We start from the raw sequence: 15,421 nt of genomic DNA on the forward strand, positions 1-15,421 counted from the left end.
ATCAGCGCGGCAAGGCCCGGTCAGACGGCACCGGATGCGTGCAACGTGTGAATCTGTTCGTCGGCATAGCCGAGCTCGCGCAGCACGGCATCGGTATGCTGGCCGAGCGCCGGCACCGGGTCCATGCGCGGATCGTCGTCCGGCGCGACGCCGGGCGGCAGCAGGGCAGGAATCTCGCCGGCGGGCGTGTCGACCCGCGTCCAGCGATGCCGCGCGGCGAGTTGCGCATGCGTCCAGACGCCGTGCATGTCGTTCATCCGCGCGTTCGCGATGCCGGCCTGCTCGAGCCGGTCGATCACGTCGGCGGACGTCAGCGTCGAGAATGCATCGACGATGATGGCCGCGAGTGCGTCGCGATTCGCGACGCGGCGGCTGTTCGACCCGAAGCGCTCGTCGGCCGCCAGCTCGGGCATGCCGATCACGGTCTCGCAAAAACGCTTCCATTCGCGCTCGTTCTGCAGGCCCAGCATCACGGTGTTGCCGTCGCCGGCCCTGAACGGGCCGTACGGAAAGATCGTCGCGTGCGACGCGCCGGCCTGCCGCGGCGGCGACTGGCCGTCGATCGCGTAGTAGAGCGGATAGCTCATCCACTCGACCATGCTTTCGAGCATCGACACGTCGATGTGCCGGCCGCGCCCGGTGCGCCCGCGCTCGATCAGTGCGGCGAGGATGTTCGTATACGCATACATGCCGGCGGCGATATCGGCGATCGAGCAGCCGGCCTTGGCCGGCTCGCCGTTCGATCCGGTAATGCTCAGGAATCCGGATTCGCTTTGAATCAGCAGGTCGTACGCCTTCTTGTCGCGGAACGGACCGTCGAGCCCGTAGCCGGAAATGTCGCAGACGATCAGCCGCGGATAGCGCTCGCGCAGCGTGTCGTAATCGAGCCCCAGCCGCTGCGTCGCGCCGGGCGCGAGGTTCTGCACGAACACGTCGGCATCCGCGAGCAGCTTGTGCACGACGTCGAGCGCCGCGGGCTGCTTGACGTCGAGCGTGAGGCTTTCCTTCGAGCGGTTGGTCCACACGAAGTGCGACGCGAGTCCCGACACGCGTTCGTCGTAGCCGCGCGCGAAATCGCCGACGCCCGGCCGTTCGACCTTGATCACGCGCGCGCCGAGATCGGCGAGCTGGCGCGTGCAGAACGGTGCGGCGATCGCATGCTCGAACGTGACGACCTTGATGCCTTCCAGTGGGCGCATGCTCGTCACTCCCGTCAGAACGAACGCGGCAGGCCGAGGATGTGCTCGGCGACGTACGACAGGATCAGGTTCGTCGAGATCGGCGCGACCTGGTACAGGCGCGTTTCGCGGAACTTGCGTTCGACGTCGTATTCGCATGCGAAGCCGAAGCCGCCGTGGAACTGCAGGCACGCGTTCGCGGCTTCCCACGACGCATCGGCCGCGAGCAGCTTCGCCATGTTCGCCTGCGCGCCGCACGGCTCGTGTGCGTCGAACCGGCGCGCGGCCTCGAAGCGCATCAGGCTCGCCGCCTCGACATTGATGCACGAGCGGGCGATCGGAAACTGCACGCCCTGGTTCTGGCCGATCGGGCGGCCGAACACGACACGATCCTTCACGTACTGCGACACCTTGTCGACGAACCAGTAGCCGTCGCCGATGCATTCGGCCGCGATCAGCGTGCGCTCGGCATTCAGTCCGTCGAGGATGTACTTGAAGCCGCGACCTTCCTCGCCGATCAGGTTCTCCGCGGGAATCTCGAGGTTGTCGAAGAACAGCTCGTTGGTCTCGTGGTTCACCATGTTCGGGATCGGGCGCACCGTCATCCCGTTGCCGATCGCGTGATGCAGGTCGACGATGAAGATCGACATCCCTTCCGACTTCTTCTGCACGTCCGACAGCGGCGTGGTGCGCGCGAGCAGGATCATCAGGTCGGAGTGCTGCACGCGCGAGATCCACACCTTCTGGCCGTTGATCACGTAGCGATCGCCCTTGCGTACCGCCGTCGTCTTGATTTTGGTCGTGTCGGTGCCGGTGGTCGGTTCGGTCACGCCCATCGACTGCAGGCGCAGCTCGCCACTCGCGATCTTCGGCAGGTAGCGTTGTTTCTGCTCGGCCGAGCCGTGGCGCAGCAGCGTGCCCATGTTGTACATCTGGCCGTGACACGCGCCGGAGTTGCCGCCCGCGCGATTGATTTCCTCCATGATCACCGATGCCTCGGTCAGGCCGAGGCCCGAGCCGCCGTATTCCTGCGGAATCAGCGCGGCGAGCCAGCCGGCTTTCGTCAGCGCGTCGACGAACGCTTCGGGATAACCGCGTTCCTCGTCGATCTTGCGGAAATACTCGGCGGAAAATTCGCCGCACAGGTCGCGAACGGCTTCGCGAATGTCTTGGTACGCGTCGGTAGGATTCATGTTTCGTATCGGGGAATGCGTGGAATGGGCCCTATGCGAGGGTCGCGGTCGCGGACATGGTCAACCAGCCGTCGTGATCTTTTGCCCAGAGCTCGACGGTCTTGCCGTCGTCCGCGAGGCGGCCGCACACGCTGAAGGTGTTGCCGAGGAAGGTCGGCCGTACCGCGCGATACGCGTATTCGACGATCGTCGCGCCGGGCAGCGAGCGCGTCACGAGGTCGAGCAGCAGCGTCGAGATCAGCGGGCCGTGCACGACGAGGTCCGGATAGCCTTCGACGTCGCGCACGTAGGTGCGGTCGTAGTGAATGCGATGGCCGTTGAAGGTCAGTGCGGAATAGCGGAACAGCATGACTTCGTCGGGCGTGATGTCGCGCTGCCATTGCGCATGGTCGGGCGCGGCCTTCGGCGGGGGCATGGCGGCGCCGGGCGCGGCCGCGCCGCGATAGACGATGTCGTGTTCCTCGCGGATCGCGACTTCACCCGCGGATTCGATCACGTGCTCGACGGTCACGAAGCCGAGCGTGCCGGTGCGGCCTTCCTTGCGTTCGACGGACAGGATGCGCGACGTGCGCGTCGCGATCGCGCCGATCGTCAGCGGGCGTTCGAACGTCAGCCGGCCGCCGGCCCACATGCGGCGCGGCAGCCCGAGATCCGGCAGGAAGCCGCCCTTGCGCGGATGGCCGTCCGGGCCGAGCCCGGCCTGCTGCGCGATCGACCAGAAATACAGCCAGTGCCAGGCGGGCAGCAGCGCGTCGCCCACGGCGGGAACGACCGGATGGTCGAGCGTGGCCGCGAAGGCGATCGCCCGTTCGGCGCTGATCAGGTCGGTCGCGACCTGTTGGACATCGTCGCTGGCATGCGACCGGGGAGCGTTCACTGTCACCTCCATCGCCGGGCGGGCCGGCTGTTCTGACTTGGCATGAAGTGACTTTAGGTGAAGCGCAGGCGCGGCGGAAATACCGTTTGGATGTGCCGGTCATAGGGGTATCCTATGGCTTTCGCATCGAACGAACCGCCATGGACATCCGCCAGCTCCGCTACTTCGTCAGCATCGTGGAATACGGGAGCCTCGGGAAGGCGGCCGAAAAGCTGTTCGTCGCGCAGCCGTCGCTGAGCCAGCAGATCGCGAAGCTCGAGGGCGACATCGGCGTCACGCTGCTGGTGCGCAGCCCGCAGGGCGTGAAGCCGACCGCGGCCGGGCAGGCGCTGTACCGCCATGCGCGGCTCGTGCTCCGGCAGATGGAGCAACTGCGCCAGGAAGTGCGGGAAGGCGCGGGCAGCGAGTCGGGCACGGTCGCGGTGGGTTTCCCGACCACGATGACGTCGATCCTCGCGGTGCCGCTGTTCGAGCGCGTGAGGGCGCGTTATCCGGGCATCCGGCTGCAGTACCTCGAGAGCATGAGCGGCTTCATCAACGAGCTGCTGGCGAACGGGCGGCTCGACCTCGCGATCCTGTTCCGCGAATCCAACACGACCGGCATCACCGCGATGCCGCTGTTCGACGAGGTGCTGTATCTGCTCGGCGAGCCGGGCGGCGCGGTGCCGTCGCGCGCGCGAACCTGCCCGCTCGCGTCGCTCGCCGGCGTGCCGCTCGTCGCGCCGGGCGTGCAGAACGGGCTGCGCCTGCTGCTCGAACGCACGTTCGCGCGCGAGGAGGTGCCGCTCAACATCATCGCGGATATCGACTCGCTGCCGACCATGATCTCGCTCGCGCAGTCGGGCCTCGCGTGCACGATCCTGCCGGCGTCCGCGCTGGCGTCGCGCGAGCCGTCCAGCCGGCCGAAGATGCGCCGGATCGTCGAGCCGGAGATCCGCCGGCCCGCGAGCCTGTGCTGGTCGAACACGTCTCCCGTCAATTCCGCCGCGCTTGCCGTGCGGCAGACGATCGTCGAGCTGATCGGCGAACTGGCCGCAAGCGGCGCGTGGACGGGCATCACGCTGCGCGAGGGCGAATCCGCGCCGTCGTGACGGGCGACCTTCGCGGGTTCAGTCAGCGAGCCAGTGTGCGGACGGCCAGTCGCGGCGTTCGACCGCGGCGCGCATCTCGTCGACGAGCAGCGCGGTAACCGCCCGCACGGCCGCCGCGATCCGGCGTGTATTCGGCAACGCCAGCACGATCGTGCGCTGCAGCCCCGGATCGGACAGCGGCGCCGCGCGCAGCGCATCCCGCGCGATATCTTCCGTGACCGCGATGCTGGGCAGAATCGTGAAGCCGTGCCCGCGCGCGACGAGACTCTTCTGCACGCTCATCGCATTCGTTTCCGCAACGACGTCGAGCGTCGCGCCGGCGCCCGGGCGCGCCTGCTCCAGCATGTTGCGGATGCCGTGCGGCGCGCTTGGCAGGATCATCGGCCATGCGGCGATGTCCGCGAGCGCGAGCGGCCGGTCGGGCGCAAGGTCCGACGAGCGCGGCCCGACGACGCACAGGCTCTCGCCGAGCAGCGGCTGCACCTGGATGGTCGGCGTGGCTTTCGGGTTGTACAGCAGCGTCGCGTCGATTTCCCCGGCTTCGAGCCAGTCGCGCAAATGGCCGGCGTAGCCGACCGACACCCGCAGGCTGACCGACGGATGCCGCGCCTTCACGGCGGTCAGCAGCGGGCTGGCCAGCAGGTCGGCCGTGCTCGGCAGCAGGCCGATCGTCACGATGCCGGAGATCCGCGCGTCCGACGGCTGGATTTCCGCCCGCGCGCGGTCGAGCTCGAGCAGCGCGCGCCGCGCATGCTCGACCAGGATCTCGCCGGATTCCGTCAGTTCCATCCCGTATCGACCGCGCTCGAACAGCGCGATCCCGACGTCCTCCTCCAGCAGCTTCAACTGGCGTGACACGGCGGGCTGCACGATGTGCAGCACGTCGGCTGCCCGCGTGACGCTGCCGGTTTCCGCGACGGCCAGCAGCGCGCGCAATTGCTTGATGTCCATGCCGAATCGTGATCCGTGTATCAGGAAACTCTATTTCTGCGTGAGAGTAATCGCATTTTATGATTCCTGAAACAACTTCGTGAAGGAGCGCAACCGATGAGTACCGCCACGGGACATGAGCCGGCATGGCAGACGTCCATCTTTTCCGTTCTGAAGGCCGGCGGCGTGAAGCAGATCGCCTACGTGCCGGACGCCGGACATACGCAGGTGATCCGCAGCGCGATCGCGGACGATGAAATCGCAGCCATCGCGCTGACCACCGAGGAGGAAGGCGTGGCGCTGACGAGCGGTGCATGGCTCGGCGGCCAGCGCGCGGTGCTGCTGATGCAGAGCAGCGGCGTTGGCAATTGCGTGAACATGTTCTCGCTGTTACGCAGTTGCAATTTTCCGTTCTTCACGCTGGTGACGATGCGCGGCGAATACGCGGAATTCAATCCGTGGCAGGGTCCGATGGGCAAGACGACGCAGGCCGCGCTCGAACTGATGGGCATCACGGTGCTGCGCGCGGACCGCCCGGAGGACGTCGAGGAAATCGTCAGTGCGGGGTTCGACGCCGCCTTCGAAGCCGGCGAGCAGGTTGCCGTGCTGCTGTCGCAGAGCCTGATCGGTCGCAAGAAGTGGGAGCGGAAATAATGAGCGAGCAACAAAACCAGACCATCGAGCGCCGTGCGTTCGTCCGGAACCTGCTGGCCGGCGCGCCGGACGCGCTCGTCGTCAGCGGCCTCGGTTCGGCCTCGTATGACGTGTTCGCGGCGGGCGATCGCGTCGGCAATTTCTATCTGTGGGGCGCGATGGGCGGCGCGGCGGCGCTCGGTCTCGGCCTCGCGCTCGCGCAGCCGGAGAAGCCGGTCATCGTCGTGACCGGCGACGGCGAACAGCTGATGGGGATCGGCGCGCTCGGGACGATCGGCGCGAAGCAGCCGAACAACCTGACGATCGTCGTGCTCGATAACGGTCATTACGGCGAAACCGGCATGCAGCAGAGCCATTCGAGCCTCGGCACCGATCTCGTTGCGGTCGCGAAGGGCTTCGGGCTCGCCGATTCGTTCGCGGTACGCGACGCGCGCGACTACACGCAGATCGTCGAGCGCGTGAATGCGCGCAGCGGGCCGGTGTTTGCCCAGGTTCACATCCGCGCGGACGAGCCGCCGCGCGCGCTGCCGCCGCGCGACGGCGTGTACGTGAAGAACCGCTTCCGCGAAGCACTCGGTTACGCGCCGTTCTGAGTGCGCTTGACACGCCGTCGTTCGACGCAATCTCGTCGTTCCCGTCGAACGGCGGCGACCGCCGTGCCGGGACCGCTGCCGAATGCGTGCATCCGGTAGCGGTCCGGGCGATTCACACCGATTTCAGCGAGCCGGACATGCAACGCTACCTTCACTTGATCGACGGCGAACGGCGCGAGCCCGACAGCCGTCAATGGTTCAACACCGACAATCCGTTTACCGGCCAGCCGTGGGCCGAGCTGGCGCGCGGCAACGAGGCTGATGCGGATGTCGCAGTGCGCGCCGCGCATCGTGCGTTCGTCGCCGGCGCATGGCGCGAGATGTCCGCGACCGCGCGCGGCCAGCTGCTGTGCCGGCTCGCCGACCGCATCGCCGAGCACGCCGAGCGCCTCGCCGCGATCGAGGTGCGCGACAACGGCAAGCTGTACGCGGAGATGCGCGGTCAGCTCACGTATCTGCCGCAGTGGTATCGCTATTACGGCGGCCTCGCGGACAAGATCCAGGGCGACGTGATCCCGCTCGACAAGCCTGGCTACTTCAATTTCACGCGACGCGAGCCGCTCGGCGTGGTCGCGATCATCACGCCGTGGAATTCGCCGCTGATGCTGCTCGCGTGGAAGCTCGCGCCCGCGCTCGCGGCCGGCTGTACGGCGGTGATCAAGCCGTCCGAGTTCACGTCGGCGTCGACGCTCGAGTTCGTCGAGTTGCTGCACGAGGTCGGCTTTCCGCGCGGCGTGGTCAACGTCGTGACCGGCTTCGGCAACGAAGTCGGCAGTGCGCTGGTCGCGCATCCGCTGGTGCGCAAGGTGACGTTCACCGGCGCCGATTCGACCGGGCGCCGCATCAACGAGCAGGCCGCGCGCGACTTCAAGCACGTGAGCCTCGAACTTGGCGGCAAGTCGCCAAACATCGTGTTCGACGACGCGAATCTCGACGATGCGGTGAACGGCGCGGTATCGGGCATCTTCGCCGCGACCGGCCAGACCTGCATCGCGGGCTCGCGGCTGCTCGTGCAAGCGCGAGTCCACGACGAGGTCGTCGAACGCGTGGTCGCGCTCGCACGCACCGCGCGGATGGGCGACCCGATGGATGCGGGCACGCAGGTCGGCCCCGTCACGACGCGGGCGCAATACGACAAGGTGCTGAGCTACATCGACATTGCACGCAACGAAGGTGCGCAGCTTGCGCTCGGCGGCCACGCGGCGGCGCGTGTCGAATGCGGCAACGGCTGGTTCGTCGAGCCGACGATCTTCACCGGCGTGCGCAACGACATGCGCATCGCGCAGGAAGAGGTATTCGGGCCGGTGCTGTCGGTGATCCGCTTCGATACGGAAGAGGAGGCCGTCGCGCTCGCGAACGACGTGCGCTTCGGGCTCGGCGCGGGCGTGTGGACGCGCGACATCGGCCGCGCGTTCCGGATGGCCGAGCGCATCGAGTCGGGCACCGTGTGGGTGAACACGTATCGCGCGGTGAGCTTCATGTCGCCGTTCGGCGGGGTCAAGGATTCGGGGCTCGGGCGCGAGAACGGCATTGGCGCGATCGACGAATACCTGCAGACAAAAAGCGTGTGGATCAACACGGGCGCGCCGACGGGGAATCCGTTCGTGATGCGCTAGCAGCGGTACGCAAATCCTCCCGACGCGGCATCAGACCGGACCGCGGGACAACATGGATCTGGAGACACCAAGCAATGGAAACCAATACCCTGCGGCCGAACGCGGTCGGCGCGCCGGCGGATTCCCGGCGACGCATTCGGGCGATCGTCGGCGCTTCGTCGGGCAACCTGGTCGAGTGGTTCGATTTCTTCGTCTATTCGTTCTGCTCGTTGTACTTTGCGCATGCGTTCTTTCCTGCCGGTGACAGGACGACGCAGCTGCTCAATGTGGCCGGCGTGTTCGCGACCGGCTTTCTGATGCGCCCAGTCGGCGGCTGGCTGTTCGGGCGCATCGGCGATCGCCATGGCCGCAAGCGGGCGATGGTCCTGTCGGTGCTGATGATGTGCGGCGGGTCGCTGGCGATCGCCGTGCTGCCGACGTACGCGCAAGTCGGCGCGCTCGCTCCGGCGCTGCTGCTCGCCGCGCGTTGCATGCAGGGGCTATCGGTCGGCGGGGAATATGGCACCAGCGCGACCTACATGAGCGAGATCGCCGAGCCGGGACGGCGCGGCTTTTTCGCGTCGTTCCAGTACGTGACCGTGATCGGCGGGCAGGTGCTCGCCCTGGTCGTGGTAGTCGCGCTTCAGCAGTGGCTTTCGCACGATCAGCTGATCGCATGGGGTTGGCGCATTCCGTTTGCGCTGGGTGCACTCGGCGCGGTTGTCGCGATGAGGTTGCGTCGTTCGCTCGACGAGACCACGACCGCGCATGCGCGCAACCGGGCCGATGCGGGCACGCTGAAAGGACTGCGCGGGCACGGCCGGGCCGTGGTAACGGTACTGGGTTTCACTGCCGGTGGCTCGCTGGTGTTCTACACGTTTACGACTTACATGCAGAAGTACCTCGTCAACACCGTCGGAATGCAGGCGAAGACCGCGAGTGCAATCATGACCGCCGCGCTCGTCGTGTTCATGGTGATGCAGCCGGCGTTCGGCGCGCTGTCCGACCGGATCGGGCGCCGGGCGTCGATGCTGATGTTCGGCGTCGGTGCAACGGTCGGCACGGTTCCGGTGATGGTGGCGCTGAAGTCCGTCCACGATCCACTGTGGGCTTTCGTCCTGATTCTCGCCGCGCTGGCGGTCGTGAGCCTGTACACCTCGATCAGCGGTCTCGTGAAAGCCGAGATGTTTCCGGCGGAAGTGCGGACGCTCGGTGTCGGGTTGCCTTACGCGATTGCCAATGCGGCATTCGGCGGGTCGGCGGAGTATGCGGCGCTTTCGTTGAAGGCAGCCGGTATCGAATCCGCATTCTTTTGGTACGTGAGTGCACTGGGGGCGATTGCCGCGCTCGCGTCGTTCCGGATGCGGGACTCGGCGACCGACGGCTATCTGCGCGATTGACGATGGCAGCGTGCGCGAATGCGTCAGCGAGGCGGCAGGCTGCGGGTTCGAGTTTCGACGCTCGGGCAGTTCATGCCGATCGAGCGGCACGGAAACCCGACGCGGCTCGCCGTCTCCGCGCGCATCAGACACGTGCGCCACATCCTCACCGCAACCGACGTACGCGACTGGCGAAGTCACCGATCCCGCTTCGTGAACGACACGCATTCTCCGAATTCCGCGACGGGCTTTCCGTTCGTCATCCCGATTGCGGATGAATTGATGAAAATGCGTGAAATGACATATTTGTTATTGCGTAGTCGGCAGGTTGTACGAATCTCCATATTGAAACTACACTGGTTATCGGCCGGCGCCGTGACACGCGGCTCTCCATTCAATACGCATCACAGTACTAATTAAACGCGTGCCAACAATCGCCATCGAGGATGGTTGTCTTGTTCCTCAACATCCACCGGGGGGGAAGTGGCGATGAACATCGGGGCTGCGCATCATCCGTCAACGGTTCGCTAGCCGGGCGGCGCGCGCATGAGCACGACCGGAGGCATTCACGCGACGTCACTCGGGCTGCACGGCTCGAGCCCGGCGATGACCGACCTGCGCCGCTATCTGGCGAAGGTCGCGCGCACCGATACGACGGTGCTCGTGACCGGCGAAACCGGCACCGGCAAGGAGCGCGTCGCCAGCGCCGTCCATCGCCTCAGCACCCGGACCGACAAGCCGTTCATCGCCGTCAACTGCGCCGCGGTGCCCGACAGCCTGTTCGAATCCGAGATGTTCGGCCACGAGCGCGGCGCGTTCACCAGCGCCCAGCACGCGTTTCCCGGCCGCTTCGTCGAGGCCGACGGCGGCACGCTGTTCCTCGACGAAGTCAGCGAGATGCCGCTCGCCGTCCAGGCGAAGCTGCTGCGCCTGCTCGAGGATCGTACGGTGATGCCGGTCGGCTCGCTGCGCCGGCGCCCGGTCGACGTCCGGATCGTGGCGGCGAGCAACGAACGCCTGGAGGACCTGGTCGAGGAACGCCGTTTCCGTGCCGACCTGTTCTATCGCCTGAACGTCGCGCGCATCGAGATACCGCCGCTGCGCGAACGGCCGGAGGACATCGCGCCGATCGTCGATCACTTCGTCGCCGAACACAACCTGCAGCGGGCGATGCGGGTGGGGCGACCCGATCCCGCCCTGCTCGAGTGCATGCGGCATTACCGGTGGCCGGGCAACGTGCGTGAGTTGCGCAATCTGGTCGAGGCGTTGTTCATCGATGCGCCCGAAGGGCGCCCGTTCGGGCTGGGCGACCTGCCGCCGGCATTCCGGCGCCTGTTCCTGCAGGATTTTTCGGCCGGCGAGCATGAGCGCGAGAGGCTGGTCTCGGTACTGCGCCAGACCAACTGGAACAAGATGGAAGCCGCGCGCCAGATGAACTGGTCGCGCATGACGCTGTACCGCAAGCTGGCCAAGTACAACCTGGACGCCGGCAACACTGCATCGGTGTGACAGCCGGGCTGTCACATGGTACAGCCCGGCAGCGTTCCCGAATCCCGCTCCGGCCGGGAAATTCCACGGCAAATCATGCGCTTGCGCCGGCGCACCCGCGTTGGCCCGCTCCTTGCGAAGCAGAACGGACAGACCGCCCGTCGCCATGCAAGGAGGCCGTCGTGCACGTCATCGAGCCAAGCCAGGACGCCCCGCCGGAGCCGGCCCAGCCGGCCGGCCAGCCACGGCCGCTGCTCGCCAGTTATGCGAACTATTTCGAGGTCGGGCACAACGCGTTCGAGTTCCTGATCGATGCCGGGCAGGTCGAGCCGCAGTCCGGCAACGTCCAGTTGATGAGCCGCGTCGCGATCAGCCCGGTGCACGCGAAGCTGCTCGCGCAACTGCTGGCGCGCGCGATCGCCCAGTTCGAAGCGACACACCACGAAATCCCCGACATCGGCGACCCGGAACCGGATCTGGAGATGCTTCCCCCGCAGGAATTCGAACGGCGCGCGATCGATGCGCGCAGCAAGCCGATGCTCGGCGGCCGTCACGACGAGCCCGATCAAAACCAGAGCTGAGGACACGACATGGCAGCGCAACTCCATCCCAACCGCATGGTCCTGACCGACCGTTTCCCGATGCTGGGCTTCACGATTCGCATCGGCCACGCGCCGTGCGTCGCGGAACTGGTGATCGCCACCGATCCCGCGCTGTTCACGCGCAAGGACGGGCGCACGTCGTCGACGTTCTATACCAGCCGCGAGGACGGCCTGCTGGCGATCCCGCGCGGCGAAGCGGTGTTCATGGTGCCGCCTGCCGTGCTGGCGCGCTTCGCGGGCGCGAGCCGGCTGTGGTTCGGCCTCGCCACCGCGGCGTCGCCCGCTGCCGATGCGTGGACGGTCGACGTCCTGCCGAATGCCGACAGTCCGTATGTGTCGCTGTCGGGGCTCAGCGACCGGGGATTGCGCCGGGTCCGCGTGTTCCCGACGCGCGGCACCGCCGCCGTCCGGAGTCCGCTGTTGAACTGGGCGGGCGACGCCACGCGGCCGGGCGCGACCGCCGTGCCGGCGCCGAGCGCACCGGGCGCCGCTCCCACCGCGGCGCAGCCGGCCGTCGAGCCCGTTGCGCCGCACCACGACGTTCACTACGACGACGGCTTCGGCCCGCTTCCGCCGCTCAATGCCGCAACGCCGGGCGCCGCGACGCCCGCCGCGCCAGCGTCGGCGTCGGCCGCGCGACCGACACCCGCCGTCGCATCGGCACCCGCCGTCGCACCGGCACCCGCCATCGCACCGGCACCCGTGTCGCAGGGGATGAGCGACGATGCCGGGTTCCGCCTCGCGGGCGAACGCCGCGGCTTCACCTGGCCGCGGCCGCGCAAGCTCTCGACCGTCGAGCGGGCCGCGCTGCGCGCGATTCTGAGCGCGAATCCGGCCACCGCGTCGCTGATGCTGCTGCTGCCGGTCGCGATGCGCAACGGCCTGTCGGTCTCGATCGGCGCGGGTGCGGGCGCCGGGCTGGAATCCGGGGGCGCGGGCGCGGTCGGCCTCATCTTCGACGCCAATGGCGACGACATCGGCGTCTTCGTGTCGGGCGAGCTCGACTTCGGCTACATCGTGTCGGCGAGCCTCACCGGCCAGATCAGCCTGCTGCGCGGCCATATCGACGATTTCGCGGGCACCGGCACGACGGTCGGCGTGATGGTCGGCGAAGCCCCGGCCGGCGGCATCTCGGCGCTGTTCAACGCCCGCGGCGAATTCGTCGGCGTCACGCTGTCGGCCGGCGTCAGCGTCGGCAGCCCGGTGAGCGTCTTCGTCGGCGTCTCGCGCGCCGCGGCGGGCACGATCGCCACCTCGTCGTCGTCGCTCGCGTGGGCGCGCGGCCTGAGCGCCGATCCGGAGGCCTACGGCATCGATACGCCGCCATACAGCGACGACGATGCGGCGGCCGCCGAGCCGTCCGCGACGGCCAGTGCGCTGGCGCTGGGCGCGCGCGAGAACAGTCTCGTCACGCGTACCGCGGCCAGCCCGAATTTCGACGAGGGGCGCGGCAGCAAGACGATCGACCGCATCATCATCCACATCGCCGACGTCCCCACCGTCCAGCAGGTGGTGAATACCTTCACCAATGCGTCGTCGAAGGTGAGTTCGCATTACCTGGTCGGGCAGGAGGGCGAAGTCGTCCAGTTCGTCTCCGAGGCCGACACGGCGTGGCACTGCAAGGGCTCGAACCAGCGCAGCATCGGCATCGAACACATCGCGGTGAAGCGCGGCGGCGCCGACTACCCGCGTCGCAACGGCACGGTCCAGCATTTCGATGCGCTGGCGCCGACCCAGCTCCAGTACGAAACCTCGGCGGCGCTGGTCGCGTCGCTGTGCGACAAGTATCAGCTGCCGATCAATCGCACGACGATCATGGGCCATCGCGAGGCCGACACCTCGACCGGCCATACCGCGTGCCCCGACGGCAACTGGGACTGGGACTACTTCATGCGGCTGGTCACCAGCCGCACCTGCCAGCCGCAGGCGGCCGGCCAGGCGCTGGGGCTCGCCGCGCGCGGCCTCGGCGACGACATTCCGCTCGATCCCGGCGTCGGCGGCCTGTCGATCGGCACCGACGCGCTGGAGATCGGCGACATCATTCTCAGCACCACCGGCAATCCGGGCTCCGGCGTCATTCGTGCCGGCTCGGGTGCGGAGGTCAGCCACGCGATGCTCTATGTCGGCCAGGGCGGGCAGGTGATCGAGGCGATTCCCGGCGGGGTCCAGCTGCGCCCGCTCGCGGACGCGCTGGCCGACGCGCGCCTCGCGGTCGCGTTCCGGGTGCCGGGCCTGACCGATACGCAGCGGCAGCAGGTTGCCGATGCCGCCGCGCGCTACCTCGATCGCGGTTTCAACTACGTCGGGCTGGTCCGCTGCGGCAGCTACCTGATCGACCGCCACGCGTGCGACCTGCTGTCGGGCGACGCGGCGGAGCGCTGCCGCCGCTTCGTCGGCCGCATCGAGCTCGGCGAAGGCGCCGACACCGACAACTTCTTCTGCTCGCAGCTGGTCGCCCAGTCGTTCCAGGACGCGGGCAGGCCGATCGTCAGCGTGCCGCCGCACTGGGTGCCGCCGGGCGATCTCGCCAGCCTGTCGACCGGCACGATGGCCCCCGGAACGCTCGCGTATGTCGGCCATCTGAAGGCGCCGATCCCGAGCCGCGGCTTCTTCGGCACGAGCCAGGCGCTGTCGGTCGCCGCGGGCGCCGCGCGCGCGCTGGGCGCCGACGACTGGTCGGTGAACTGGGACGAGGTGCAACTGACCCCGCAGCCCACCGACATGGGCTGCTGGGCGACGGCCGCGTCGATGGTGATCGGCTGGCGCGACAACCAGAGCGTCGACCCGACGCTGCTCGCGCGCTGCATCAGCCTCGAGCGCCAGATGCGCGATGGCCTGGCGCCGGCCGAGGTGGCGGGGTTCGCCGGGGTGTCGACGCTCACGGTCGAACCCAATGCGTGCTTCGCGCCCGAAGGCTTTCGGCGGCTGCTGGAGGCGAACGGGCCGATCTGGGTCGCCGAAGTCGTGCGCGCGCCGGTCAACTTCTTCCATGCGGTGGTGGTGACGGGCATGTATCGCAGCGGCGACGCGTATTTCGTGCGGATCACCGATCCGCTGGACCGCGTGGTCGGCACGCCGGGTCATCCCGGCGCGCGGACCGTGCCGCCGACCCACTCGACCGGCAGCCGCTACATCATGACCTACGAGGATTTCGTGTCGGAATACGAGGCGGCGGCCGGCATCGGCGTGATCCAGCTGATGCATTCGGGCGGCACGTTCGGCCACACGATCAATCGCGGCAGCGCGGCGGGCGCGGGCTACGCGCTCGGCGTCGAGCCGCCGGCAGCGGGCGGCGAGTTCGGCTTCGGCGTGAGCCTGACCCGGCGCACCGAGAGCCGCGACGGGCGCAGCTACGATCTCGCGCAGCTCGCCGGGCTGGTCCAGCCCGCCAACGCGCTGGCGGGCGGCGCCGGGCAGCCGCGCATGGCCGGCCAACGCATCACCCTCGACGACTGGCCGTATATCGACGGGCCGAGCGGCCGCACGTCGGCGCCGGTGTCGATCGACTGGGCGTGGCAGGGCGGCGCGGTCGGCGACGTGACGATTGCCGCAGACCACGGCCAGATGCTCGACGGCTGGAGCGCGTTCGTGCGCGCGGATATCGGCCGCGGTTCCGGCACCCCCGAACGGGCGAGCGTCAAGCTGCGCATCACCACCACGTTCCGGCATGCCGGCGAGGAGGACCAGGTCGGCGTGACCGAGGTGGCGCTGAACGGCGACGGCCGCTTCCAGATCGTGCACGGCGCCGACGGCGCGCCGCCGCTTCCGGCAAGCGGCACGCAGCCGGCGCCGCGCGAACTGCAACCCGCCTGACCCCGAGGGACACGCGCGATGGCCCGCC

The 15,421-nt window shown here is 68.1% G+C and carries 12 protein-coding genes; 8 read left to right on the top strand and 4 right to left on the bottom strand.

Going from position 1 to position 15,421, the window contains the following annotated elements:
• Positions 1–20: 20 nt before the first annotated feature.
• From U4012_RS23520 to U4012_RS23530, 3 genes are read right to left on the bottom strand one after another with little or no spacing between them, the layout of a single operon-like run.
• Complete coding sequence (locus tag U4012_RS23520) at positions 21–1,199, bottom strand: CaiB/BaiF CoA-transferase family protein (protein ID WP_321801901.1); 1,179 nt, start codon at positions 1,197–1,199, stop codon at positions 21–23.
• A 14-nt stretch (positions 1,200–1,213) separates the two neighbouring features.
• Positions 1,214–2,371, bottom strand: coding sequence for an acyl-CoA dehydrogenase family protein (locus U4012_RS23525; protein WP_321801903.1), 1,158 nt, complete (start codon positions 2,369–2,371; stop codon positions 1,214–1,216).
• A 31-nt stretch (positions 2,372–2,402) separates the two neighbouring features.
• Entirely contained in the window at positions 2,403–3,260 is an 858-nt protein-coding gene (locus U4012_RS23530; protein ID WP_415750398.1) for a MaoC family dehydratase N-terminal domain-containing protein, read from the bottom strand.
• 128 nt (positions 3,261–3,388) lie between these two features.
• Between U4012_RS23530 and U4012_RS23535 the strand changes: the two genes are divergently transcribed.
• On the top strand, positions 3,389–4,339 hold the full coding sequence (locus U4012_RS23535; RefSeq protein ID WP_124487351.1) for a LysR substrate-binding domain-containing protein: 951 nt from the start codon (positions 3,389–3,391) through the stop codon (positions 4,337–4,339).
• 18 nt (positions 4,340–4,357) lie between these two features.
• Here the strand turns inward: U4012_RS23535 and U4012_RS23540 are convergent, their stop codons facing one another.
• Entirely contained in the window at positions 4,358–5,290 is a 933-nt protein-coding gene (locus tag U4012_RS23540; RefSeq protein WP_321801907.1) for a LysR substrate-binding domain-containing protein, read from the bottom strand.
• Positions 5,291–5,386: 96 nt separating this feature from the next.
• Here U4012_RS23540 and U4012_RS23545 point away from each other — a divergent pair, with 96 nt between their 5' ends.
• The 7 genes from U4012_RS23545 (at position 5,387) to U4012_RS23575 (ending at position 15,393) form a co-directional block, all read left to right on the top strand.
• Positions 5,387–5,923, top strand: coding sequence for a thiamine pyrophosphate-binding protein (locus U4012_RS23545; RefSeq protein ID WP_044846918.1), 537 nt, complete (start codon positions 5,387–5,389; stop codon positions 5,921–5,923).
• Entirely contained in the window at positions 5,923–6,516 is a 594-nt protein-coding gene (locus U4012_RS23550; protein ID WP_044846917.1) for a thiamine pyrophosphate-dependent enzyme, read from the top strand. Before U4012_RS23545 ends, U4012_RS23550 begins: the two co-directional genes overlap by 1 nt.
• A 137-nt stretch (positions 6,517–6,653) precedes the next feature.
• Positions 6,654–8,132, top strand: coding sequence for an aldehyde dehydrogenase (locus U4012_RS23555; protein WP_321801912.1), 1,479 nt, complete (start codon positions 6,654–6,656; stop codon positions 8,130–8,132).
• Positions 8,133–8,206: 74 nt separating this feature from the next.
• Positions 8,207–9,511: an MFS family transporter gene (locus tag U4012_RS23560; RefSeq protein WP_044846915.1), complete on the top strand. Its 1,305-nt coding sequence runs from the start codon at positions 8,207–8,209 to the stop codon at positions 9,509–9,511.
• A 525-nt stretch (positions 9,512–10,036) separates the two neighbouring features.
• Positions 10,037–10,999 (top strand): sigma-54 dependent transcriptional regulator, encoded by a 963-nt coding sequence (locus U4012_RS23565; RefSeq protein WP_321801914.1) that lies wholly within the window; start codon positions 10,037–10,039, stop codon positions 10,997–10,999.
• Between the two features lie 161 nt (positions 11,000–11,160).
• Positions 11,161–11,559, top strand: a complete 399-nt coding sequence (locus U4012_RS23570) for a DUF3467 domain-containing protein (protein WP_321801916.1) — start codon at positions 11,161–11,163, stop codon at positions 11,557–11,559.
• Between the two features lie 9 nt (positions 11,560–11,568).
• On the top strand, positions 11,569–15,393 hold the full coding sequence (locus U4012_RS23575) for an N-acetylmuramoyl-L-alanine amidase (protein ID WP_321801917.1): 3,825 nt from the start codon (positions 11,569–11,571) through the stop codon (positions 15,391–15,393).
• Positions 15,394–15,421 lie beyond the last annotated feature (28 nt).

The sequence above is a fragment of the Burkholderia sp. BCC1988 genome, assembly GCF_905339895.1.
Classification (GTDB): Bacteria; Pseudomonadota; Gammaproteobacteria; order Burkholderiales; family Burkholderiaceae; genus Burkholderia.

Excerpts from the sequence above, each read along its gene's own strand:
- U4012_RS23550 (WP_044846917.1), top strand. The coding sequence starts at position 5,923 with ATGAGCGAGCAACAAAACCAGACCATCGAGCGCCGTGCGTTCGTCCGG.
- U4012_RS23535 (WP_124487351.1), top strand. The coding sequence starts at position 3,389 with ATGGACATCCGCCAGCTCCGCTACTTCGTCAGCATCGTGGAATACGGG.
- U4012_RS23530 (WP_415750398.1), bottom strand. The coding sequence starts at position 3,260 with ATGGAGGTGACAGTGAACGCTCCCCGGTCGCATGCCAGCGACGATGTC.
- U4012_RS23540 (WP_321801907.1), bottom strand. The coding sequence starts at position 5,290 with ATGGACATCAAGCAATTGCGCGCGCTGCTGGCCGTCGCGGAAACCGGC.
- U4012_RS23575 (WP_321801917.1), top strand. The coding sequence starts at position 11,569 with ATGGCAGCGCAACTCCATCCCAACCGCATGGTCCTGACCGACCGTTTC.
- U4012_RS23560 (WP_044846915.1), top strand. The coding sequence starts at position 8,207 with ATGGAAACCAATACCCTGCGGCCGAACGCGGTCGGCGCGCCGGCGGAT.
- U4012_RS23565 (WP_321801914.1), top strand. The coding sequence starts at position 10,037 with ATGAGCACGACCGGAGGCATTCACGCGACGTCACTCGGGCTGCACGGC.
- U4012_RS23555 (WP_321801912.1), top strand. The coding sequence starts at position 6,654 with ATGCAACGCTACCTTCACTTGATCGACGGCGAACGGCGCGAGCCCGAC.
- U4012_RS23525 (WP_321801903.1), bottom strand. The coding sequence starts at position 2,371 with ATGAATCCTACCGACGCGTACCAAGACATTCGCGAAGCCGTTCGCGAC.
- U4012_RS23520 (WP_321801901.1), bottom strand. The coding sequence starts at position 1,199 with ATGCGCCCACTGGAAGGCATCAAGGTCGTCACGTTCGAGCATGCGATC.
- U4012_RS23545 (WP_044846918.1), top strand. The coding sequence starts at position 5,387 with ATGAGTACCGCCACGGGACATGAGCCGGCATGGCAGACGTCCATCTTT.